The organism is Pantoea sp. X-Soil-TKNS-1280 (assembly GCF_059730475.1).
Genome location: NZ_AP035962.1, coordinates 1789132 through 1812197 on the forward strand (window position 1 = coordinate 1789132; position 23066 = coordinate 1812197).

At 54.3% G+C, this 23066-nt stretch carries 20 protein-coding genes; 19 read left to right on the forward strand and 1 reads right to left on the reverse strand.

What is annotated here, in order from left to right; all coding sequences use genetic code 11:
* Positions 1 to 275: 275 nt before the first annotated feature.
* From otsB to cheZ, 15 genes are all read left to right on the forward strand, one after another.
* Positions 276 to 1064: a trehalose-phosphatase gene (otsB, locus tag AC6I8X_RS08395; RefSeq protein WP_313686664.1), complete on the forward strand. Its 789-nt coding sequence runs from the start codon at positions 276 to 278 to the stop codon at positions 1062 to 1064.
* The gene (gene otsA, locus AC6I8X_RS08400) at positions 1061 to 2497 is read left to right on the forward strand and encodes an alpha,alpha-trehalose-phosphate synthase (protein WP_313686662.1); all 1437 of its coding nucleotides are present in this window, start codon (positions 1061 to 1063) and stop codon (positions 2495 to 2497) included. Before otsB ends, otsA begins: the two co-directional genes overlap by 4 nt.
* Positions 2498 to 3529: 1032 nt before the next feature.
* Positions 3530 to 3880 (forward strand): flagellar transcriptional regulator FlhD, encoded by a 351-nt coding sequence (gene flhD / locus AC6I8X_RS08405; protein WP_084873996.1) that lies wholly within the window; start codon positions 3530 to 3532, stop codon positions 3878 to 3880.
* Positions 3880 to 4458, forward strand: a complete 579-nt coding sequence (gene flhC / locus AC6I8X_RS08410; protein ID WP_084873997.1) for a flagellar transcriptional regulator FlhC — start codon at positions 3880 to 3882, stop codon at positions 4456 to 4458. The genes flhD and flhC overlap by 1 nt, the downstream gene beginning before the upstream one ends.
* Positions 4459 to 4590: 132 nt before the next feature.
* Entirely contained in the window at positions 4591 to 5478 is an 888-nt protein-coding gene (motA, locus tag AC6I8X_RS08415; RefSeq protein ID WP_208714734.1) for a flagellar motor stator protein MotA, read from the forward strand.
* The gene (gene motB, locus AC6I8X_RS08420; RefSeq protein WP_313686659.1) at positions 5475 to 6503 is read left to right on the forward strand and encodes a flagellar motor protein MotB; all 1029 of its coding nucleotides are present in this window, start codon (positions 5475 to 5477) and stop codon (positions 6501 to 6503) included. Before motA ends, motB begins: the two co-directional genes overlap by 4 nt.
* Positions 6504 to 6513: 10 nt before the next feature.
* Positions 6514 to 8490: a chemotaxis protein CheA gene (gene cheA, locus AC6I8X_RS08425; RefSeq protein WP_497841022.1), complete on the forward strand. Its 1977-nt coding sequence runs from the start codon at positions 6514 to 6516 to the stop codon at positions 8488 to 8490.
* A 23-nt stretch (positions 8491 to 8513) separates the two neighbouring features.
* Positions 8514 to 9011, forward strand: coding sequence for a chemotaxis protein CheW (gene cheW, locus AC6I8X_RS08430; RefSeq protein WP_084874001.1), 498 nt, complete (start codon positions 8514 to 8516; stop codon positions 9009 to 9011).
* A 162-nt stretch (positions 9012 to 9173) separates the two neighbouring features.
* Positions 9174 to 10841 (forward strand): methyl-accepting chemotaxis protein, encoded by a 1668-nt coding sequence (locus AC6I8X_RS08435; RefSeq protein WP_313689456.1) that lies wholly within the window; start codon positions 9174 to 9176, stop codon positions 10839 to 10841.
* Between the two features lie 193 nt (positions 10842 to 11034).
* Positions 11035 to 12705, forward strand: a complete 1671-nt coding sequence (locus AC6I8X_RS08440) for a methyl-accepting chemotaxis protein (RefSeq protein WP_497840887.1) — start codon at positions 11035 to 11037, stop codon at positions 12703 to 12705.
* 269 nt (positions 12706 to 12974) lie between these two features.
* Positions 12975 to 14651 carry a methyl-accepting chemotaxis protein gene (locus AC6I8X_RS08445; RefSeq protein ID WP_313689450.1) on the forward strand — a complete coding sequence of 559 codons (1677 nt, stop codon included), beginning with the start codon at positions 12975 to 12977 and terminating at the stop codon, positions 14649 to 14651.
* Positions 14652 to 14757: 106 nt separating this feature from the next.
* Positions 14758 to 15633: a protein-glutamate O-methyltransferase CheR gene (gene cheR, locus AC6I8X_RS08450; RefSeq protein WP_310617006.1), complete on the forward strand. Its 876-nt coding sequence runs from the start codon at positions 14758 to 14760 to the stop codon at positions 15631 to 15633.
* Positions 15630 to 16679 (forward strand): protein-glutamate methylesterase/protein-glutamine glutaminase, encoded by a 1050-nt coding sequence (locus AC6I8X_RS08455; protein WP_313688502.1) that lies wholly within the window; start codon positions 15630 to 15632, stop codon positions 16677 to 16679. The genes cheR and AC6I8X_RS08455 overlap by 4 nt, the downstream gene beginning before the upstream one ends.
* A gap of 39 nt (positions 16680 to 16718) precedes the next feature.
* Complete coding sequence (gene cheY / locus AC6I8X_RS08460) at positions 16719 to 17108, forward strand: chemotaxis response regulator CheY (protein WP_013508787.1); 390 nt, start codon at positions 16719 to 16721, stop codon at positions 17106 to 17108.
* A gap of 9 nt (positions 17109 to 17117) precedes the next feature.
* Positions 17118 to 17759: a protein phosphatase CheZ gene (gene cheZ, locus AC6I8X_RS08465; protein WP_299452332.1), complete on the forward strand. Its 642-nt coding sequence runs from the start codon at positions 17118 to 17120 to the stop codon at positions 17757 to 17759.
* A gap of 104 nt (positions 17760 to 17863) precedes the next feature.
* Here cheZ and AC6I8X_RS08470 read toward each other — a convergent pair whose 3' ends face one another.
* Positions 17864 to 18685 carry a DeoR/GlpR family DNA-binding transcription regulator gene (locus tag AC6I8X_RS08470; RefSeq protein WP_416412656.1) on the reverse strand — a complete coding sequence of 274 codons (822 nt, stop codon included), beginning with the start codon at positions 18683 to 18685 and terminating at the stop codon, positions 17864 to 17866.
* Between the two features lie 374 nt (positions 18686 to 19059).
* Between AC6I8X_RS08470 and AC6I8X_RS08475 the strand changes: the two genes are divergently transcribed.
* From AC6I8X_RS08475 to AC6I8X_RS08490, 4 genes are all read left to right on the forward strand, one after another.
* The gene (locus tag AC6I8X_RS08475) at positions 19060 to 19857 is read left to right on the forward strand and encodes a GolD/DthD family dehydrogenase (RefSeq protein WP_313688507.1); all 798 of its coding nucleotides are present in this window, start codon (positions 19060 to 19062) and stop codon (positions 19855 to 19857) included.
* A gap of 66 nt (positions 19858 to 19923) precedes the next feature.
* Complete coding sequence (locus AC6I8X_RS08480) at positions 19924 to 20859, forward strand: D-ribose ABC transporter substrate-binding protein (RefSeq protein ID WP_084874010.1); 936 nt, start codon at positions 19924 to 19926, stop codon at positions 20857 to 20859.
* 44 nt (positions 20860 to 20903) lie between these two features.
* Positions 20904 to 21515 carry a DUF2291 family protein gene (locus AC6I8X_RS08485; protein WP_084874011.1) on the forward strand — a complete coding sequence of 204 codons (612 nt, stop codon included), beginning with the start codon at positions 20904 to 20906 and terminating at the stop codon, positions 21513 to 21515.
* Between the two features lie 10 nt (positions 21516 to 21525).
* Positions 21526 to 23058, forward strand: coding sequence for a sugar ABC transporter ATP-binding protein (locus AC6I8X_RS08490; RefSeq protein ID WP_313688511.1), 1533 nt, complete (start codon positions 21526 to 21528; stop codon positions 23056 to 23058).
* Positions 23059 to 23066 lie beyond the last annotated feature (8 nt).

Sequence of the window (23066 nt, forward strand, 5' to 3'; positions counted from 1 at the left end):
GGTTTTCTGCGCGTCTTATCGTGAATTTCCCCCGTGGCGCAACGCACGTCTGACAAAATCCCCATCGCCGTCTACACTTAAATCTGACGATGTTCCAAGTCTGGTTGCTGTGTTACTAATAAACTTGTTTGTTTGTGGAGCGTTACCCATCGAAATACCGTCCTGTCGGAAAACCCTCCCCGCCGTTTGTGACTCATCACTGACCCTGGCGGATCACACCCAACCTGCCTCCGAACATCGATATTGCTATCTGCCATTGATACAGGAGGAGTGACGTGACCCCTGCGGTACATGAGAACAGCACCCTGCCGTCGCTAAGCGGCGGGTTATATGCCTTCTTTTTTGATGTCGACGGCACGCTGGCGGCGATTCAGCCTCAGCCCGAGTCGGTTTCGATTCCCGCATCGGTGCGCCAGCATCTGCAACAACTCTCCAATCTGAACCATGGTGCGCTGGCGCTGGTGTCTGGTCGTCCCGTTGCGCAACTGGATGCGCTGGTTGCGCCACTGGAAGTCCCGGCAGCGGGCGTGCATGGCGCGGAACGGCGTGATGCCAGCGGCAGAATGCACCGCCAGTCACTGCCCGCCGATATTGCGCAAACGCTGCAACGGGAATTGCAGAAGACCATGGATCAATGGCCCGGCACGCAGCTGGAAGTCAAAGGCATGGCGTTTGCGCTGCATTATCGTCGGGCGCTGGAGTATGAACAGGCCGTCATCAGTCTGGCTGAAGAGGCGGTGGCACGCTTTCCGGAGCTGGCGATCCAGCCGGGAAAATGCGTGGTGGAACTGAAACCACAGGGAATCGATAAAGGCGCGGCCATTCGCGACTTTATGCGGGAAGTACCTTTTACCGGACGTATTCCGGTATTTGTGGGTGACGATCTGACAGATGAGAAGGGATTCCTGGCCGTTAATGCGCTGGGGGGAATTTCTGTCAAGGTCGGAGAAGGTACAAGCCATGCGCGCTATCGCCTCAGCAGCGTAGATGCGGTGTGGAGCTGGCTTGAACAATTACTATTACAATCAAAGCATGACAACGTCGGTAAGGAGTCTGGGTTATGAGTCGCTTAGTAGTCGTATCTAACCGTATCGCCATTCCTGATGGGACAAAAGCCAGTGCAGGCGGTCTCGCCGTCGGTTTGCTGGATGCACTGAAAACCACCGGAGGATTGTGGTTTGGCTGGAACGGCGAGATCAGTGAGATTTCTGGTGAAGAGGAGGAGGAGGTCAGCGTCAGCGAGTATGACGGCATTACCTACGCCGCTCTGCCGCTGAATCAAAACGATTATGATCTCTATTATTGTCAGTTTTCCAATACCGTTATCTGGCCTGCCTTTCACTATCGCCTCGATTTGGTGCAATTTCAGCGCGAAGCCTGGGAAGGTTACTGCCGCGTCAATACGCTGCTGGCCGATCGCCTGAAACCGTTGTTACAGGAGGATGATATTTTATGGATTCACGATTATCACCTGCTGCCATTTGCCGCTGAGTTGCGCAAACAGGGTATTAATAATCGCATCGGATTCTTTCTGCATATCCCATTTCCGACGCCAGAGATTTTCAACGCGCTGCCGCCACACAAAGCGCTGCTGGAAATGATGTGCGACTACGATTTGCTGGGTTTCCAGACAGAATCCGATCGCGTGGCCTTCCTCGATAGCCTGAGTCAGCTGACGCAGTTGCAGAATAAAGGCGAGAAGAAACATCGCGCGTTCGGCAACACCTTTATGACTGAGGTGTATCCGATTGGTATCGAACCGGACAGTATTAAAGAGATGGCGGAAGGTGCGCTGCCACCGAAAATGGCGGCCATGAAGCGTGAACTGGGGGATGTGCAAAACATCATTGCCTGTGAGCGTCTGGATTACTCTAAAGGCTTACCGGAACGTTTCCTCGCTTATGAGGCGCTGCTGGAGCACTATCCCCAGCATCGCGGCAAAATCCGTTATTCGCAGATTGCGCCCACTTCGCGTGGCGAAGTGCAGGCGTATCAGGATATTCGTCATCAACTGGAGACGGAAGCTGGCCGCATCAACGGCAAATATGGCACCCTGGGCTGGACGCCGCTGTATTACCTCAATCAGCACTTCGACCGCCGTCTGCTGATGAAGATTTTCCGGCTGACTGATGTCGGGCTAATCACGCCGTTGCGCGATGGTATGAATCTGGTGGCCAAGGAGTACGTGGCCGCGCAGGACCCGGATGATCCAGGGGTGCTGATTCTGTCGCGTTTTGCCGGTGCGGCCAATGAAATGACCTCAGCGTTGATCGTCAATCCTTACGATCGCGACGAAGTGGCGGCAGCACTGGACCGGGCACTGACCATGCCGCGTACCGAGCGTATCTCACGCTATAACGACATGATGACGGTATTACGCGAGCATGATATCTCACACTGGCGTGAGAGCTTCCTGCGCGATTTGAACTCGCTGCCACAGCGCAGTGCCGATCACAGCACTGCGCATAAAGTCGCGACCTTCCCGAAGCTGGCGTAATGAAGGCGTTGCGCCGCTACGATATTTGCACGTATTCGTAGCGGCGCGATTTATCGCGCGTTTTCCCCTGTGCTGTAATCCACTGCACAGCGTTTCCACACGCTTATCCTGCTCACTGTCACCCGACGCAATCGACGTTATTTCTTTAACCAGTAAAAATCCTGCCCGGCAGGGGATTTGCGCACCAATGGCGAAAAAATGAGCGATTAGGCGTCGAATACGGCTTTTTTTTCGATGCAACCCTAAAGCCTGAGCGTAATGTGCCGATAGTTTGGTTACATCAATGCGTAAGCGCAGCGATTCATTCATATCTCTAATGTAACGCATTGTTACATCCACTGCCGTTCACTAAACACTCCCTACGAACCGTTAACGATAAGTTGCCGCACCGCGCCGACTCTTCACATAATGCTAGCACCTTGCTGGTAGTGCCTTTTCGCAATATTCCCCGTAAGTGATTAATTTGTCAGTGAATAACTCCGATGAATTTTGGAGTTTTATGCTAGATGTTTTTATCGGTGTAGCGAATTGTAGCGACCTAATCGCAACGATACAGATAAAAGATCGCTTTATAATGACATTATGCCGCATGGCTATTTGTAAGCGAATCGACAATGAAATATTAGCGAAACAAAGCAGATTTGCTCAATAAATGAGCAACAGAAAAGCAATGCTGAAGGGTTGAAGAAAAAATTTGCCTTAAAAGTGTGACGTAGATCACACTTTATCTAAAATTTCACACTTATCACGTTGTATGTCGAAATCAGACGATATAGATTTGCCTTGTTTTCAGATTAGTCTTAAAAAACTGTAAGCAGACGTCACGGAAGATGGTTAGAACTCAAGAAAAGATTGGCCTGGAGTTATGACTACTACTGATCAGTGTCCCGGTGGGAAGTGAAACAGTTCAGTACACGTTTGGCTTATGCCTGAATATTTTTTGCCATCTTTAGATTTACCAACCAGCAATCCGAACCATAGAGAAATATTTTCTATGGCCGTATATATGTCGTGTCTATCAGGATGGAAAAAATGGGTACATCAGAATTACTAAAACATATATATGACATCAATCTGTCATATTTACTGCTTGCGCAGCGTTTAATTAACCAGGAAAAAGCTTCAGCAATGTTTCGTCTGGGCATCGATGAATCGATGGCAGATGCATTGGCACAATTAACTTTACCTGAGATGGTAAAATTAGCGGAAACCAATCAACTGGTTTGCCAGTTCCGCTTTACTGACCACAACATTATTAATCGCCTGACTCAGGAATCCCGCGTGGATGATTTACAGCAAATCCACACCGGTATTTTATTATCCAGCCGTTTACTGCGTAACGCGTCGAAAGACGACGTTGGCACGAAAAAGAGGGCGGTATAATGAGCGAAAAAAGTATTGTTCAGGAAGCGCGTGACATTCAGCTGGCGATGGAGCTGATTACGCTGGGCGCGCGACTGCAAATGCTGGAAAGTGAAACGCAGCTAAGCCGCGGTCGCCTGATTAAGTTGTATAAAGAATTGCGCGGTAGCCCGCCGCCGAAAGGTATGTTGCCATTCTCCACTGACTGGTTCATGACCTGGGAACAAAATATCCACGCTTCGATGTTCTGTAACGCCTGGCAGTTCCTGCTGAAAACAGGTTTGAGCACCGGTGTGGAAGCCGTAATTAAAGCGTATCGACTCTATCTTGAGCAATGCCCACAATCGGACGAAGGCCCGCTGCTGGCGCTGACGCGCGCCTGGACGCTGGTGCGTTTCGTTGAAAGTGGCATGCTGGAACTCTCCGACTGCAAATGCTGTAACGGCAGCTTTATCAACCACGCGCATCAGCCGGTCGGCAGCTTTGTTTGCAGCCTGTGCCAGCCTCCATCACGCGCCGTAAAAAGACGTAAACTTTCTGTCGAATCTGCCGATACCTTTCCACAACTGCTGGATGAACAGGTTAAACACGCCGTTTAAGTTTGTTCGCATCGTGGAAGCCATCCAGCAGCGGTTAATCCGCTGCTTTTTTTTTGCTCTGCGTTTGCGAATAACACCTGCGGCTCTCTGGCTTAACTTCCACCAACACGTTACGGACGTAAGGATTTTTTTGTGCTGATTATTCTGGGTTATATCGTAGTCCTCGGGTCCGTGTTAGGCGGCTACATGTTGGTCGGTGGCCATCTGGGGGCGCTTTATCAGCCGTCGGAGCTGCTGATAATAGGTGGTGCCGCGATTGGTGCTTTTTTGGTCGGTAACAATGGCAAGGCAATTAAAAAGACCTTAAAAGCATTGCCCTTGTTAATGCGTGGCTCGAAATATAACAAAGCCGTTTACATGGATTTAATGGCATTGCTCTATCGCCTGATGGCGAAATCACGACAGCAGGGGATGTTGTCGCTGGAGCGCGATATTGAAGATCCCAGCCAGAGTGAAATTTTCGCTAACTATCCGCGCATTCTGGCCGATAAACAGTTAGTGGATTTTATTACCGATTATTTGCGTTTAATGGTCAGCGGAAATATGAACGCATTCGAAATCGAAGCGTTGATGGATGAAGAAATTGAAACCTACGAGCACGAGTGTGAAGTGCCAGCGCAAAGCTTATCCGCGGTCGGTGATGGTTTACCCGCGTTTGGTATCGTCGCGGCGGTAATGGGCGTGGTGCACGCACTGGCGTCGGCGGATCGTCCTGCGGCAGAACTGGGCGCGCTGGTGGCGCATGCCATGGTGGGAACCTTCCTCGGGATCCTGCTGGCTTACGGTTTCATTTCGCCACTGGCATCCGTGTTACGCCAGAAATGTGCTGAATCCACCAAGATGATGCAGTGCATTAAGGTGACGTTGCTTTCCAGCCTCAATGGTTATGCGCCGCAGATCGCGGTGGAGTTTGGTCGTAAGACCCTGTATTCCACCGAACGTCCGTCGTTCCAGGAACTGGAAGAACACGTCCGTAATGCTAAAAACCCGGCTAAACAAACCTCGGATGAAGCCTCATGAAGCATGGCAATCGCCCCATTGTGCTGGTTAAACGGCGCAAACATAAAAGGCATGAGGGAGGTCATGGTTCATGGAAGATTGCTTATGCCGACTTTATGACGGCGATGATGGCGTTCTTTATGGTGATGTGGCTGCTCTCGATCGCCAACCCGCAGCAGCTGATACAAATTGCAGAATACTTCAGAACGCCGCTTAAAGTGGCGTTAACCGGTGGTCAGCGGAGCAGTGATAGTGACAGCCCAATTCCTGGCGGCGGGGATGACCCGACGCAGAAGAAAGGTGAAGTGAAGAAAGCCGTGGATATGGATGCACAGAAGCGCCAGCTGGATGATATCCGCCTGAATCGCCTGCGCGAAAAGCTCGATCAGCTGATCGAAGCCGACCCACGTCTGAAGGCGCTACGTCCGCATCTGATTATCAACATGGTGGATGAAGGGCTGCGCATCCAGATTATCGATAGCCAGAACCGCCCGATGTTTAAGACCGGCAGCGCCGAGGTGGAGCCTTATATGCGCGATATCCTGCGCGCCATCGCTCCGCTGCTCAATGCGATCCCCAACAAAATCAGTCTGGCGGGTCATACCGATGACATCCAGTATGCCAACGGCGATCGCGGCTACAGCAACTGGGAGCTTTCGGCGGATCGTGCCAACGCCTCACGTCGTGAGTTGATGATGGGCGGTCTTGATGGCAGCAAAATGCTACGCGTGGTGGGCATGGCTGACACCATGAAGCTGAAAAACCGCGGTGGTGACGATGCAGTAAACCGTCGCATTAGCCTGCTGGTGTTGAACCATGACACCGAAGCGGCAATTGAAAAAGAAAATGCCGAGAGCGATGCCGTTCAGGTAAGCGACCCGGCACAGATTATTCCCGATATTACCGCGCCCGCCGTTCCGGCTGCGCCGACAGCACCAGCAACGTCAGCGACACCGGCAGCGCCGGCTGCAACGACGACGCCAGCGGCTCCGGCCAATCCGAACGCCAGTGCGGTGACTACTGACCACTCCTCACAGCCGAGGTGATCCCGTGAGCATGGACATCAGCGATTTTTACCAGACGTTTTTTGATGAGGCCGATGAGCTGTTAGCGGACATGGAGCAACACCTGTTGGGACTGGATCCCCAGGAGCCAGATTCCGAACAGTTGAATGCCATCTTCCGCGCCGCCCACTCGATAAAGGGCGGAGCCGGTACGTTTGGCTTTACGGTTTTACAGGAAACCACTCACATCCTGGAAAACATTCTGGACGGTGCGCGTCGTGGTGAAATGGCGCTCAGCACCGACATCATCAACCTGTTTTTGGAAACCAAAGATATTATGCAGGAACAGCTCGATGCCTATAAAACCGCGCAGGAACCGAACGCAGAAAGCTTCAACTACATCTGCGAAGCACTGCGTCAGCTGGCCCTTGAAGCCAAAGGGGTAGCCCCGGCAGCCCCGGCGGTGGTGGCAGTCGCCGAGCCTGTTGCACCCACTGTCAGCAGCGCGGGTTTACGCCTGCACCTGGTTGATCTGAAAGAGAAAGAACCGGATTTGTTGCTGGAAGAACTGGGCAACCTTGGCACGCTAAGCGATGTGGTGAAAAGCGCCAACGCACTGGAAGCCACCATTGAAGGTGTCGGCAAAGATGACATCGTCGCTGTGCTGTGTTTTGTGCTTGAAGAAGCGCAGATTCTTTTCCCGGAAGGCAGCAGCGCGCCGGTGGAAACCGCACCAGCAGCACCTGTCGTGGCTGAACCGGTACAAAGCGCCACCGTCACCGAGATCACCCCGGCGGTGAAGCGTGAAAACAAACGCGCGGCAGCCCCTGCCAAAGCCAGCGAATCCAGCAGTATCCGCGTCGCGGTCGAGAAAGTTGACCAGTTGATTAACCTGGTCGGTGAACTGGTGATTACTCAGTCAATGCTGGCACAGCGTTCTGGCGAACTGGATCCGGTGGCGCATGGCGACCTGCTGAACAGCATGGGTCAGCTGGAGCGTAATGCGCGCGATTTACAGGAATCGGTGATGTCGATTCGTATGATGCCGATGGAGTATGTCTTCAGTCGCTTCCCCCGCCTGGTACGCGATCTGGCCAGTAAGCTGGGTAAAGAAGTGGAGCTGACGCTACTCGGCAGCTCGACCGAACTGGATAAAAGCCTGATCGAACGCATCATCGATCCGTTAACTCATCTGGTCCGCAACAGCCTTGACCACGGTATCGAATCGCCGGAAAAACGTCTGGGCGCGGGTAAAAGTGCCGTCGGTAATCTGACGCTTTCCGCAGAACATCAGGGCGGCAACATTTGCATTGAAGTGATCGATGACGGTGCTGGTCTTAACCGTGAACGTATCCTGGCAAAAGCGATGTCTTCGGGTCTGCCGGTGAGCGAAAGCATGAGCGACGAAGAAGTCGGCATGCTGATTTTCGCACCGGGCTTCTCCACTGCTGAGCAGGTCACCGATGTATCGGGCCGTGGCGTCGGCATGGATGTGGTGAAACGAAACATTCAGGAAATGGGCGGCCACGTTGAAATCGCCTCGAAGCAGGGTAAAGGCACCACTATCCGTATCCTGCTGCCACTGACGCTGGCGATCCTCGATGGTATGTCGGTTCGTGTGGCCGATGAAGTGTTCATCCTGCCGTTGAACGCGGTGATGGAATCGCTGCAACCGCGTGCCGAAGAACTGAAACCACTGGCCGGTGGTGAGCGTGTGCTGGAAGTGCGTGGCGAATATCTGCCGCTGGTCGAGTTGTGGAATGTGTTCGATGTGCAGCACGCCAAGACCGATGCCACGCAGGGCATTGTGGTGATCCTGCAAAGCGCGGGCCGCCGTTACGCCCTGCTGGTGGATCAGCTGATTGGTCAGCACCAGGTGGTGGTGAAAAACCTTGAAAGTAACTACCGCAAAGTGCCGGGTATTTCCGCCGCCACCATCCTTGGCGATGGCAGTGTAGCGCTGATTGTAGATGTTTCAGCCCTGCAATCACTGAACCGTGAAAAGCGTGTGGCCGGTGCCGCAGCGTAATCGATAACGAAAAGGTAAATACAATGACTGGAATGGCAACCGTGACGAAAATCGCTGGCGAAACCGTGGGCCAGGAGTTCTTAGTCTTCACCCTCGGTGATGAAGAGTACGGTATCGATATCCTGAAAGTGCAGGAAATTCGTGGCTACGATCAGGTAACGCGCATCGCCAACACCCCGGAGTTTATCAAGGGGGTGACCAACCTGCGTGGCGTGATTGTGCCGATTATCGACCTGCGCGTGAAGTTCTCGCAGCCGGATGTGGATTACAACGAAAACACCGTGGTGATCGTGCTGAATCTGGAACACCGCGTGGTGGGTATCGTGGTGGATGGCGTTTCTGATGTGTTGTCGCTGACCCAGGACCAAATCCGTCCGGCCCCGGAATTTGCCGTTACCATGTCAACCGAGTACCTGACAGGGCTTGGCGCGTTGGGTGAACGTATGCTGATTCTGGTCGACATCGAGAAGCTGCTGAGCAGTGAAGAGATGGCGCTGATGGACACGCTGCGTAGCGCATAATTGTTGAGTAACGGGCCGGGATGACCGGCCCGTTATCATTTCTGATAGAAATAATTCCTTATAAATCAACATCAAGTTTGCAATTAATTCACTTTTCGCTCTCAATTTCGCCACCCTCTGGCCGATAAATCCACTGCATTTTTTCACTTTTCAGGGCAAGGTATGTTTACGAAAATCCGTGTTGTCACCAGTTTATTACTGGTGCTGTTGATATTTGGCTTTTTGCAGCTGGCTTCTGGCTCGCTATTTTTCAAAGCGCTAAGCAATGACAAAAGCAGTTTTAATGTTGCACAACTGGCAAGCAAAAATACCGCGGCGATCAACGACGCTTATATGAGTCTTAACCAAAGCCGCGTGTTGCTGACGCGTGTCATGCTGCGTATTGCCAATAGCAAACTTTCGGGTGAGACCGCCGATCTCGCCAGCATGTTTGAACAGAGCAAGAACTTTCAGAACAAGGCAGCGGATTTCTACTCGCTGTTTAAAAGCATTCCGGACACCCCGGGTCAGGATGCGCAAGTCAACAAACATCTGGATGAAACCTACAGCGCCTACAGCAGAGCGTTAAACCAGATGCAGGATGCGCTCCAGGCCAACGATGTAGAAGGTGCCGGTAAACTCCCGGTCGCGCCTTCACAGAGCGCATTTCTGACGGATTACACCCAATGGCGTGCCGATCAGGACCGCCTGACCGAAGCCGGTGTCACGGCCAACCTCGCCGCCTATAACCATATGCTGTGGCTGCTGGGGGTAGTGATGGCGGTAGTGGTGGCAGTGATTGTGCTGTGCTGGTTTGGACTGCGCAAAGTGCTGATCAACCCGCTTAACAGCAACATCAAACACATTCAGCACATCGCGCAGGGTGATCTGACGCAGACTATCGTGATTGAAGGACGTAATGAAATGAGCCAGCTGGCGACCAATCTGCACGAAATGCAGCAGTCGCTGGTGCGTACCGTCAGCAACGTGCGCGATGGTTCCGATGCCATCTTCACCGGTGCCAGCGAAATCTCCGCCGGAAATAACGATCTCTCCGCCCGTACTGAAGAACAGGCTGCCTCGCTGGAGCAGACCGCTGCCAGCATGGAACAGCTGACGGCCACGGTGAAACAGAACGCCGAGAATGCCCGTCAGGCTTCGCAGCTGGCGCTCAGCGCGTCGGAAACTGCGCAGAAAGGCGGCAACGTGGTGGATGGTGTGGTGCGTACCATGCATGATATCGCCGGCAGTTCGAAGAAAATTGCCGATATTATCAGCGTGATCGACGGCATTGCCTTCCAGACCAACATCCTGGCACTGAACGCGGCGGTGGAAGCGGCGCGCGCCGGTGAACAGGGTCGAGGTTTTGCCGTGGTGGCCGGTGAGGTGCGCAGCCTGGCGCAGCGCAGCGCGCAGGCGGCGAAGGAAATCAAAGGATTGATCGAGGACTCGGTGAATCGCGTCAATACCGGCTCGGCGCTGGTGGGGACGGCAGGGGAAACCATGAGCGATATCGTCAACGCGGTCACGCGGGTGACGGACATTATGGGCGAGATTGCCTCGGCATCCGATGAGCAGAGCCGTGGCATCGATCAGGTCGGCCAGGCGGTGACCGAGATGGATCGCGTGACGCAGCAGAACGCCTCGCTGGTGGAAGAATCTGCGGCGGCGGCCGCCTCGCTGGAAGATCAGGCCAGCCGTTTAAGCCAGTCGGTATCGGTGTTTAAGATCCCCCGCACCCAGGTTGCTCCGGCCGTGACGCGCCATCCGCAGATTGCGCCGAAAGTCGCCGATGTACCACGTAAAGCCGTGACGGCCCCGGTGAGCGACAGCAACTGGGAAACGTTCTGACGTCGTTGTTGTTCGTGTTAACCCCATGCGCCTTTTAAAGGCGCATTTTTTTTAATGTTAATTTTTTTAGTTATAAAACTCTGTCACAGGAATAAAAGACAGGATTTTACTTTGTAAAGTGGCTTAAACATCCTCAAAAATTCAGAGGCGCGGTCGATAACAGGGGAGCCGAAAACACCTTTTTGGGGAACCCATGTTAAAACGAATCAATGTAGTCACCAGCCTGATTGCCGTGTTGCTGGTATTTGGTGCTTTGCAGTTAATTTCTGGCGGGCTGTTCTGGTCTGCTTTACAAAAAGATAAGGAGGCATTTGCTGTCGCACAGGTGTCCACCGACAACGTTGCGGCGATGAGTGATGCCTGGATTGAACTTAACCAGACACGCACGGTGCTGAACCGCGCGATGTTACGTATGCAGGGAAGTATGGCTGCGCAGACCAATGGCGGCCAGCTCAGTGCGCTTATCGCGCAAACGGAAAAACAACTTGATGCGGCGTCAGGCTATTTCCAGCGTTATTACAATCTGCCCGCAACGCCCGGCTTTCCGGTGGAACTGCGCGATCGGCTGGAGGCGGACTACGCGGCCTATAACGACGGCCTGAAAGCGATGCTGGAGCGGTTAAAAGCGGATGATTTGCAAGGCATGTTCGCGCAAAACATTGAAGCTAAACAGGTGAAGATGAAAGCCTCGTATGAGGTCTGGCGTACCAAACAGGGCGAGCTGGCGGCAGCCGGGGCAGAGCAGAATCAGCGCGCGTTCGACACCATGATGTGGCTGCTGGCAACGGTGGCACTGCTGGTGATTGCCGTGATTATTGGCTGCTGGTTTGGTTTACGTTCGGTGCTGATCCTGCCGCTGCAACAGCTGCTGTCGCATATCCGCCACATTGCCTCCGGCGATCTGACGCAGCCGATTCAGGTGGAAGGACGCAACGAAATGAGCCAGCTGGCGGAAGGTTTACAGGAAATGCAGCAGTCGCTGGTGCGTACCGTCAGCAACGTGCGCGACGGTTCCGATGCCATCTTCACCGGTGCCAGCGAAATCTCCGCCGGAAATAACGATCTCTCCGCCCGCACCGAAGAACAGGCGGCTTCGCTGGAGCAGACCGCCGCCAGCATGGAACAGCTGACGGCTACGGTGAAACAGAATGCCGAGAATGCCCGTCAGGCTTCGCAGCTGGCGCTCAGCGCATCAGAAACTGCGCAGAAAGGCGGCAACGTGGTGGATGGTGTGGTGCGTACCATGCACGACATTGCCGGCAGTTCGAAGAAAATTGCCGATATTATCAGCGTGATCGACGGCATTGCCTTCCAGACCAACATCCTGGCACTGAACGCGGCGGTGGAAGCGGCGCGCGCCGGTGAACAGGGTCGAGGTTTTGCCGTGGTGGCCGGTGAGGTGCGCAGCCTGGCGCAGCGCAGCGCGCAGGCGGCGAAGGAAATCAAAGGATTGATCGAGGACTCGGTGAATCGCGTCAATACCGGCTCGGCGCTGGTGGGGACAGCAGGGGAAACCATGAGCGATATCGTCAACGCGGTCACGCGAGTGACGGACATTATGGGCGAAATTGCCTCGGCATCCGATGAGCAGAGCCGTGGCATCGATCAGGTCGGCCAGGCGGTGACCGAGATGGATCGCGTGACGCAGCAGAACGCCTCGCTGGTGGAAGAATCTGCGGCCGCTGCGGCTTCACTGGAAGATCAGGCCAGCCGTTTAAGCCAGTCGGTATCGGTGTTTAAGATTCCGCGTGCGCAGGAAGCGACCATGATGACGCGCCATCCGCAGATTGCACCGAAAGTACCCGATATGCCACGTAAAGCGGTGACCGCACCGGTCAGCGACAGTAACTGGGAAACGTTTTAACACCCTTAACAACTGACACCTGCACATTACCGTAGCGGTGTGATTTATCGCATAAACCCGCGCGATAAATCGCGCCGCTACAAATCGCACCACACGGTAGCGGCACGATTTATCGTGCAATGACGAGCACTATGCTGCCCCCCGCGCGGTAAATCGCGCCGCGACACGCTTACCGGGTCTTCACAGCTGGTCCAACCCCTTTCTTTCAACATAAAGATCACACTTCACACGCCGATAACAGAAGCGATCCGCCAACCAATGAGGTGTTTATGTTTAGTCGTATTCGTGTCGTTTCCGGCCTGCTGTGCGTGCTGGTGTTGTTTGCCTTGCTGCAGCTGTTTTCCGGAGGGATGTTTTTTCAAACGGTGAAAGCCGATAAGGACAATTTTGCTTATAACCAACGCCTCGTCACTCTGCAACGGGCGATGGGCACCTCATGGGTTTCTCTGGTTCAGGCGCGTAACACGCTGAACCGTGCCGGAATCCGTTATCTGCTGGATAGCCAGCAGGCGGGATCGGGCGCAACGGTGAAAGAATTGGTTGCGCTGGCCAGCGAGGAACTGAAGATGGCCGATCAGGGCTTTGCCGAATTTAACGCCAATCTGTCAGAAAAAGGCAAAACGGCAGAAAACGTGCTGACGTTACAGGCCAACTACAACGCGTTCCACGGTGCACTGGCGGAACTGATTGATTTTCTCAGCGCTGGCAATTTCAAAGGGTTTGTTGACCAGCCGACTCAGGGCTTCCAGGACAAATTTGAAAAGGATTACAACGCGTGGCTGGGTTACAACAAAATCCTCGCACAGCGCGGTATTGATGACAACCAGGCGGCGTATCACAAGTCCGTCTGGCTGATTGTCGCCCTGCTGGCGGTCACTCTGGTCTTGATCGCCCTGGTGTGGAGTGGCATGCGCGCTGCACTGATCCGCCCTCTGAAGCAGAGTATCGAACATATTCGCCATATTGCGCGGGGTGATCTGACGCAGCAGGTTGAGGTCAGCGTGACTAACGAAATGGGTGACTTGCTCAGCTCGCTGCAACATATGCAGCAGGAACTGGCACGTACCGTACGCATTGTGCGTGATGGCTCTGACGCCATCTATACCGGTGCCAGCGAAATCGCCATGGGCAACAACGATCTCTCCTCACGTACTGAGCAACAGGCGGCTTCGCTGGAAGAAACCGCAGCCAGCATGGAGCAGCTGACCGCCACGGTGAAACAGAACGCCGAAAACGCCCGCCAGGCTTCCCAGCTGGCGCTGACTGCCTCCGATACCGCGCAGCAGGGCGGCAAAGTGGTAGATGGCGTGGTCACCACCATGAAAGAAATTGCCGGTAGCTCGAAGAAAATCGCTGATATCACCAGCGTGATCGACGGCATTGCCTTCCAGACCAATATCCTGGCACTGAACGCCGCCGTTGAAGCCGCACGTGCCGGTGAACAGGGCCGTGGTTTTGCGGTGGTGGCCGGTGAAGTGCGCAGCCTGGCACAGCGCAGCGCCCAGGCAGCGAAAGAAATTAAAGGGCTGATTGAGGACTCGGTAAACCGCGTCAACACCGGTTCGGTGCTGGTGGAGAGTGCAGGCGAGACCATGACCAATATCGTCAACGCGGTCACGCGGGTGACGGACATTATGGGCGAAATTGCCTCGGCGTCGGATGAGCAGAGCCGCGGGATTGACCAGGTGGGTCTGGCGGTCAACGAAATGGACCGCGTGACACAGCAGAACGCCGCACTGGTGGAAGAGTCCGCCACCGCGGCTGCCGCGCTGGAAGATCAGGCCAGCCGACTGAAACAGTCGGTCGCGGTGTTCAATATTGGTAAAGAATTTGTCGCCCAGGCCGTTAACGTATCTACAGCGCCAAAATTATTGCATCCGGCGGCGCCAAAAGCACTGGCTCAACCGGCGGGCGCCCGCGCTGACGATAACTGGGAAACCTTTTAAGCCCTGAGGCCGTGGCAACACGGCCCACATACCCGGGTGCGCACTGGCAGCACAGTAGCAACCGCAGTAACCATAATTTAATCAGTTTGTTGCCGGGTGACCTGAGATGAAGAAATCGACGTTATTGGATCAAAATGAAGCGACATCGCTGCTGACGCAAATGGTACAGCGTCTGCCGCTTTCCGATGCGCATTTTCGTCGTATCAGCCAGTTGATCTATCAGCGTGCCGGTATCGTGCTGGCCGACCACAAACGCGAGATGGTTTATAACCGTCTGGTGCGTCGGCTACGCATGCTGAATATTGACGATTTTGGCCGCTATCTGGGTCTGCTGGAGCAGGATCCGAACAGCGCCGAGTGGCAGGCATTTATTAATGCGCTGACCACCAACCTGACCTCGTTTTTCCGTGAGGCGCATCATTTCCCGATTTTAGCCGACCATGCACGTAAGCGCAGTGGCAGCTACAACGTGTGGTGTGCTGCCGCGTCAACCGGAGAGGAACCTTACTCTATCGCCATGACGCTGGCGGAAACGCTGGGCACCGGGCCGGGGAAATTCCAGGTCCATGCCAGCGATATTGATACCCAGGTACTGGAAAAAGCGGTGGCGGGCGTTTATCGCCAGGAGGAGCTGCGCACACTGTCGCAATCACAGCTACAGCGCTTTTTCCTGCGCGGCACGGGTCCGCATGAAGGCATGGTGCGGGTACGTTCTGAATTGTCCAGTCAGGTGAGTTATGCGCAGCTGAATTTGCTGGCCAATGACTGGTCGCTGCCGGGGCCGTTTGATGCGATTTTCTGTCGCAACGTGATGATCTATTTCGATAAAGAGACGCAGGAGCAAATCCTGCGCCGGTTTGTTCCCCTGCTGAAACCGGGCGGTGTGTTGTTTGCCGGGCATTCAGAGAACTTCAGCCAGATCAGTAAAGAGTTCTGGCTGCGTGGACAGACAGTCTATGGACTGACCAAGGAAAGACGATGAGCAAAATCACCGTGATGTGCGTGGATGACTCTGCGCTGATGCGGCAGTTGATGACAGAAATCATCAACAGCCATCCCGATATGGAGATGGTCGCGACTGCGCCGGACCCGCTGGTGGCACGTGACCTAATCAAGCAGTACAACCCGCAAGTGCTGACGCTGGATGTGGAAATGCCGCGCATGGACGGCCTCGATTTCCTCGAAAAGCTGATGCGTCTGCGGCCAATGCCGGTGGTGATGGTGTCATCACTGACCGGTAAAGGCTCAGAAATCACGCTGCGTGCGCTGGAGCTGGGCGCAGTAGATTTTGTCACCAAACCGCAGTTGGGTATCCGTGAGGGAATGCTGGCCTATAGCCAGATGATTGCCGACAAAATCCGTGCGGCGGCGCGTGCCAAATTGCATGTCCGCGCGGCAACGCCGTCACCCGTCACGCTGAAAGCGGTACCGCTGCTGAGTAGTGAAAAGTTGATCGCCATTGGTTCGTCTACCGGTGGCACCGAAGCGATTCGTCATGTCCTGCAGCCGTTACCGGCTACCAGCCCGGCGCTGCTAATCACCCAGCATATGCCACCAGGCTTTACCCGTTCCTTTGCCGAACGGCTGAACAAGCTGTGCCAGATTACCGTGAAAGAAGCGGAGGATGGCGAGCGCATTCTGCCCGGCCATGCCTATATCGCGCCAGGCGCGATGCATATGGAGCTGGGGCGTAGCGGTGCCAACTATGTGGTGAAACTGAACGACGGACCGCCGGTGAATCGGCACAAACCTTCGGTGGATGTGCTGTTCCGATCGGTAGCGGTAAACGCTGGACGAAATGCAGTGGGAGTGATTCTGACCGGGATGGGTAACGACGGTGCGGCGGGGATGCTGGAAATGCATCGTGCTGGTGCCTGGACCATCGCTCAGGATGAAGCCAGCTGCGTGGTATTTGGTATGCCGCGTGAGGCAATTGCCCTCGGCGGAGCCAGTGAAGTGGTTGATTTAGGCCACATCAGCCAGCACATGCTGGCAAAAATTAGCGCCGGACAGGCATTGCGAATTTAACAGGCCCGTCCTGCCGGGCAAGACAACACAGGAGTAGATATGGCTGATAAAAATATGCGCTTTTTGGTGGTGGACGACTTCAATACGATGCGTCGTATCGTCCGCAACCTGCTAAAAGAGCTGGGATTCAATAACGTTGAAGAAGCAGAAGACGGCGCAGATGCGCTGACTAAACTGCGCGCAGGCGGCTTTGATTTTGTAATTTCTGACTGGAACATGCCCAACATGGACGGTCTGGAACTGCTGCAAACCATTCGTGCCGATGCCACGCTGGGCAAACTGCCGGTGCTGATGGTAACCGCGGAAGCGAAGAAAGAAAACATCATCGCGGCGGCGCAGGCCGGAGCCAGCGGATACGTAGTGAAGCCGTTTACCGCGGCCACACTGGAAGAAAAATTAGGCAAGATCTTCGAAAAACTGGGTATGTAAGGAGATGTGATGAGCGACCTTCCGAAACCAACAGAAGAAGTCTCGGCACAGGATATCATTGCCCGCATCGGCTCGCTGACGCGCATGCTGCGTGACAGCCTGCGTGAGCTGGGGCTGGATCAGGCGATTGCTGAAGCGGCGGAAGCGATTCCTGATGCGCGCGATCGTCTGGATTATGTGGTGCAGATGACGGCGCAGGCGGCAGATCGTGCGCTGAACTGCGTTGAAGCGGCGCAGCCGCACCAGGACAAAATGGAAGCCGGCGCTAACCAGCTGAAAGGCCGCTGGGATGCCTGGTTTGAAAACCCGATTGAGCTGGCGGATGCTCGCGAGTTGGTTTCGGATACGCGCGAATTCCTCACCGCCGTACCGGAGCACACCGCGTTTACCAACAAGCAGCTGCTGGAAATCATGATGGCGCAGGACTTCCAGGATCTGACGGGGCAGGTGATTAAGCGCATGATGGATGTCATCCAGGAAATTGAACGCCAGCTGTTGATGGTGTTGCTGGAAAACATGCCAGAAGTGAGTGCCGAGCAGCGTAAGCAAAGCAACAGCCTGCTGAATGGACCGCAGATTCACACCGATGCACCGGGTGTGGTGGCGAACCAGGACCAGGTTGATGATTTGCTGGATAGTTTAGGGTTTTAATTAATCCGTAGTGTTCCGTAGCGGCGCGATTTATCGCGCGGGTTTTGCCGATATCGTGGATAGAATGGCGCGATAAATCGCGCCGCTACGGACGGGATGTTGATTTACATCGCCCGACGCTGCGCCACGGCCAGTGGCGGGGCAACCAGCACCTGCACACCCAGCGCTTCAAAAGCAGCGATTTGCGCGGCCGTAATGCCGCTATCGGTAATCAGGTAGTGAATATGGCTCCAGTCGCAGGGCAGGGCGAACATCGAAACCTTATCAATTTTACTCGAGTCGGCCACCACAAACACGGTACTGGCTGACTGAATCATCGCCATCTTCACCTTGATATCGGTCTCGCTGGGGAAACTTAAACCCAGACGAGGAGAGATACAAGCCGTCGCCAGAAACAGCTTTTCGGCCAGCACGTTCTCAAAAAACGAGGCGGCTTTTTCTCCCGACGTCGACAGCGTGGGAAACTTAAACGTCCCTCCGGTCAGCAGGATATTGATCCCCGGTTCCCCTCCCAGTTTCAACGCAATGTTTACCGCTGTGGTGATCACTGAAAGACGGCGGATATGGCCAATAGCTTCGGCAATCGCCGTCGTGGTGGTGCCGGAATCGAAAATCACCGTATCACCGTTCTCAACATACTGCGCGGCAAGGCGACCAATGGCTTCCTTTTCGTCCAGATGCGTCTGACGTTCCAGCAATAATGCACCGGTATTTTGCTTACCGGTCATCAGGGTGGCCCCCCCATGATAACGCTGCACATGCCCGGCCTTCTGCAACATGCGCAGGTCGGTACGAATCGTCGCTTCCGTTAAGCCAAAGGTTTCTGTCAGCGCTTTTACTGTGACCGTGCCGTCTTCACGGATCATCTCAAGTATCTTCTCACGGCGCTGCTGCATGTCGGCCAGCTGCTCAGTTTTACTTTTCAATCGAAACTCTCCCTTTTTCCAATCACGGTCTGATCGTTGCGAAAAGAAACCCGAGCTGATTTTACTCTGCGCTCAGGGGATTTGCGAGGTGACTCGCACAAACATTGATTTTCGAACGAAAATATAAAATCGATATGGAATTGATTTCACAATAACAAAGCAGCACCTTTATCCATGCTGATTTTTGCGTAATTCTATAAAAATCAATAAATACATGAAGATAAAAATTATGCTGGTAATTTGTATGAAATTTGATCTCACCCACAAACCATTAACAAACGATAGCTTATATTTTTGTTCGAAAATGAGTGGCAAGTGTCACCCGCTGACCAGCCATAACTAAAGCTATCGACTGACAACCAGGGAGAGTAAGGATGAGTGGGGAATATGATGTAAATCTGCGTTACGGCGTGAATTCAGACCAGGACCTGACCGGTAAAGTCGCGGTGGTGACGGGGGGACTCGGTGGGATCGCCATGGCCAGTAACCAGATGCTGCTGGAAAAAGGTGCCCGCCTGGCGCTGCTTTACCCTCCCTTCGAAAGCGACAAAGTCGCCAGTGTCAGCAGCCAGTTTGATGCTGAGCGCGTGTTGCTGGTCTGTTGTGATGTCACCGATCCCCAATCGGTGGAGGAGGCCTTCTCCCGCGTTGAACAACATTACGGCCATCTCGATATCCTGGTGAACTGTGCAGGTTACGTGATGCTGCAACCGGTGCTGGAAACCGAGTTTGCCGAATGGCAGAAGCAAATTGCCGTCAATCTCACCGGGCCTTTTCTCTGCTCGCAGGCGGCAGGCAAGCGCATGATCCGCGCCGGTCAGGGCGGCAAGATTATTAATATCGCGTCGCAGGCCGCGTCTATCGCTATCGATAATCATGTGGCCTACACCTCGGCCAAAGCCGGACTGCTGGGCATGACCAAAGTGATGGCGAAAGAGTTTGCGCCGCATCGTATTAACGTCAACACCCTGTCGCCGACAGTGGTGCTGACCCCCATGGGTGAAAAAGCCTGGCGCGGCGAGAAGGGGGAACAAATGAAAACCCTGATTCCGCTGGGACGTTTCGCCTACACCGATGAAATCGCTGCGGCAGTGTTGTTTTTCGCCAGCAACGGCAGCGACATGATCACCGGCGCCGATCTGATGATCGACGGTGGCTTCACCATTTGGTAGTTCCGCGCCCGCACCAGAGAAGGCGACAACCCTGCAAACGTAATAATTACAATGAGAGACATCACCATGAAAACCCGTACCCTGCTGTTAACCGCCATTGCCAGTTGTCTGGTTTCGCATGTCAGCCTCGCGGCGGACAAAGGCACCATCATGATTCTGGTGAATTCCCTGGATAACCCGTATTACGCCTCTGAAGCGAAAGGGGCCAACCTGAAGGCGCAGGAACTTGGCTACAAAACCAGCGTGCTGTCGCACGGTGAAGATGTGAAGAAACAAAGTGAGCTGATTGATGCGGCCATCGGCAAAAAGGTGCAGGGCATCGTGCTGGATAACGCTGATTCCACCGCCAGCGTCGCGGCGATCAAAAAGGCGAAAGATGCCGGTATTCCGGTGGTGTTGATTAACCGTGAAATCCCGGTTGACGATGTGGCGCTGGAACAAATCACCCACAACAATTTCCAGGCTGGTTCAGATGTGGCCAACGTGTTTGTGGAGAAGATGGGTGAGAAGGGCAAATACGCTGAACTGACCTGTAACCTCGCCGACAATAACTGCGTCACCCGTTCCAAATCCTTCCATCAGGTCCTCGATCAATACCCCGATATGCAGAGCGTGGCGCGCCAGGATGCCAAAGGTACGCTGATCGATGGCAAACGCATCATGGACAGCATCCTGCAAGCGCATCCGGATGTGAAAGGGGTGATCTGTGGCAATGGCCCGGTGGCGCTGGGGGCGATCGCCGCGCTGAAAGCGGCCGGACGTAATGATGTCACCGTGGTGGGGATTGATGGCAGCAACGATGAACGTGATGCGGTCGAGGCGGGATCACTGAAAGCCACCGTGATGTTGCAGGCGCAGGCGATTGCCGCACAGGGTGTGACCGATCTTGATAACTATATCCAGAAAGGCACCAAACCTGAGAAACAGCGCGTGATGTTCCGCGGCATCCTGATCACCCCGGAAAATGCGAAAAACGTTCAGGATTTTAACTACAAATCTTAATTTCACGCAGGTGCGCCCGCTCGTCGGGCGCCAGGGAGAATGTGATGTACAGACGACTCTGGCTGCTGCTTCCTGTTGTGATCCTTAGCGGCTGCCGCATTGTGTCGCAGCAGGAGCTGGCCGACCTGAAGAATCCCCCCAATCCGCAAATGACAAATATTGCGGGCACATGGCAACAAAAGCTGGTGCCACAGGTGGCGCATGACGCGAAGCCGCTGGCACAACTGATGAAAGAACTGCAATCCGCGAAGGATTTTGATACCGCCTGTAAAACCCTGGGTTATCGCAGCCAGGAAGAGAATCCCTGCGTGTTCAGTGTGAGCGTGCAGGGCGAAGTCACTGGCGTTAACACCACTTCACGCAGTGGAAAAATGACGGTGAAAGATGCGTCCGGCGAAACGGTGACGGTGCAGATGGGGCCAATTATTCGCGGTACCGCCCTGCGTGATGCCTACAAAGGGGCCAGCTATCAGGACTTCAACGATCAGGTGTTGTTTGGTGACTATGGCCGGGCCATCAATCAACAGGCGTCCAACATGATGCAGACCTTTAAACCGAAAACCGGCGATAAAGTGGCGCTGGCTGGCGTGTTCAGCAGCTGGGATATTCCGCAACAGGCACCGGATATCACCCCGGCGCAAATCACCCGGCAATAAGGAGATGGCGATGCACAATCCTCAGCCTGCCGGACAGCCGGATGTGGTTATCGAAACCCGCAATGTCTCGCGCATTTATCCCGGCGTCACCGCGCTGGATCAGGTTAACTATCGTGTTTACCGCAACAAGGTTAACGTGCTGATTGGTGAAAATGGCGCGGGCAAATCTACCATGATGAAAATGCTGGCGGGGGTGGAGACGCCCTCGTCCGGTGAGATTTGGCTTGATGGTGCACCGGTCACGCTCAGTTCCACCCATCAGGCGGAACAGCATGGTATCAGCATCATCTTTCAGGAGCTGAACCTGTTCCCCAATATGAATGTGATGGACAACATCTTCATCGCCAACGAGTTTTTCCAGCGCGGCGTGATCAATGAAAAATATCAGTATGCGTTAGCGAAATCCCTGCTGGAGCGACTGGAGCTGGATGTGGATCCCTATGCTCCGCTGGGGGAGCTGGGCATCGGCCATCAGCAACTGGTGGAAATTGCCCGGGCACTGTCGAAAGACACGCGGGTACTCATTATGGATGAACCTACCAGCGCCCTGAGCCAGTCCGAGGTCAAAGTGCTGTTTAACGTGATTGACCAACTGAAGCGGCGTGGCGTCACCATCATCTATATCTCGCACCGGCTGGAGGAACTGATGGAAATTGGTGACCACATCACCATCTTCCGTGACGGACGTTTTATCAGTGAACGCGACGTTCGCGATGCCTCTATCCCGTGGATCATTGAACAGATGGTTGGCGACAAGAAAAAACATTTTGATTACCAGCCTGCGCCACAGGGTGAGACGGTGCTCGATGTCACCGGGCTGACGGCGTTACATCAGAACGGCGGCTACAAACTGAATGATGTGTCGTTTTCATTGCGTAAAGGTGAGGTTATCGGCATTTACGGTCTGCTCGGTGCCGGGCGTACCGAGTTGTTTAAGGGGCTGATCGGCATGATGCATTGCCAGTCGGGCAGTGTCTGTCTGAATGGTGCCACCCTCGACAAACAAAGCTTTCAGCAGCGGCTAAAAAAAGGCATCACCCTGGTACCGGAAGATCGTCAGACCGAGGGCGTGGTACAGCTAATGTCGATCACCGCCAATATGACCCTTACTGAACTCAGCCTGCGCGGTTTTCGTCGTGCGTTGCGGATGCTCAATCCGCAGCAGGAGCGGGGCCGGGTGGATGAGATGATCAGTCAGCTGGCGATTAAAGTCAGCGATGCGGAACTTCCCATCACCTCACTCAGCGGCGGGAATCAGCAAAAAGTGGTGCTGGGCAAAGCGCTGATGACCGGTCCACAGGTGGTACTGCTGGATGAACCCACACGCGGCATTGACGTGGGGGCGAAAACCGATGTCTACCATCTGATTGGCAACCTGGCGCAACGTGGGCTGGCGGTGATGTTCTCTTCTTCCGAGCTGGATGAAGTGATGGCACTGGCTGACCGTATTCTGGTGATGGCCGATGGCCGTATCACCGCCGATCTGCCCCGAAGCGAAGCGACCAGGGAAGCCCTGATTAGCGCTTCGACACCGCATGATTAAGTGAGGCG

Coding starts and splice junctions, on each gene's coding strand:
- otsA (WP_313686662.1), top strand. CDS start 1,061: ATGAGTCGCTTAGTAGTCGTATCTAACCGTATCGCCATTCCTGATGGG.
- flhD (WP_084873996.1), top strand. CDS start 3,530: ATGGGTACATCAGAATTACTAAAACATATATATGACATCAATCTGTCA.
- flhC (WP_084873997.1), top strand. CDS start 3,880: ATGAGCGAAAAAAGTATTGTTCAGGAAGCGCGTGACATTCAGCTGGCG.
- motB (WP_313686659.1), top strand. CDS start 5,475: ATGAAGCATGGCAATCGCCCCATTGTGCTGGTTAAACGGCGCAAACAT.
- cheA (WP_497841022.1), top strand. CDS start 6,514: ATGGACATCAGCGATTTTTACCAGACGTTTTTTGATGAGGCCGATGAG.
- cheW (WP_084874001.1), top strand. CDS start 8,514: ATGACTGGAATGGCAACCGTGACGAAAATCGCTGGCGAAACCGTGGGC.
- AC6I8X_RS08435 (WP_313689456.1), top strand. CDS start 9,174: ATGTTTACGAAAATCCGTGTTGTCACCAGTTTATTACTGGTGCTGTTG.
- AC6I8X_RS08440 (WP_497840887.1), top strand. CDS start 11,035: ATGTTAAAACGAATCAATGTAGTCACCAGCCTGATTGCCGTGTTGCTG.
- AC6I8X_RS08445 (WP_313689450.1), top strand. CDS start 12,975: ATGTTTAGTCGTATTCGTGTCGTTTCCGGCCTGCTGTGCGTGCTGGTG.
- cheR (WP_310617006.1), top strand. CDS start 14,758: ATGAAGAAATCGACGTTATTGGATCAAAATGAAGCGACATCGCTGCTG.
- AC6I8X_RS08455 (WP_313688502.1), top strand. CDS start 15,630: ATGAGCAAAATCACCGTGATGTGCGTGGATGACTCTGCGCTGATGCGG.
- cheY (WP_013508787.1), top strand. CDS start 16,719: ATGGCTGATAAAAATATGCGCTTTTTGGTGGTGGACGACTTCAATACG.
- cheZ (WP_299452332.1), top strand. CDS start 17,118: ATGAGCGACCTTCCGAAACCAACAGAAGAAGTCTCGGCACAGGATATC.
- AC6I8X_RS08475 (WP_313688507.1), top strand. CDS start 19,060: ATGAGTGGGGAATATGATGTAAATCTGCGTTACGGCGTGAATTCAGAC.
- AC6I8X_RS08480 (WP_084874010.1), top strand. CDS start 19,924: ATGAAAACCCGTACCCTGCTGTTAACCGCCATTGCCAGTTGTCTGGTT.
- AC6I8X_RS08485 (WP_084874011.1), top strand. CDS start 20,904: ATGTACAGACGACTCTGGCTGCTGCTTCCTGTTGTGATCCTTAGCGGC.
- AC6I8X_RS08490 (WP_313688511.1), top strand. CDS start 21,526: ATGCACAATCCTCAGCCTGCCGGACAGCCGGATGTGGTTATCGAAACC.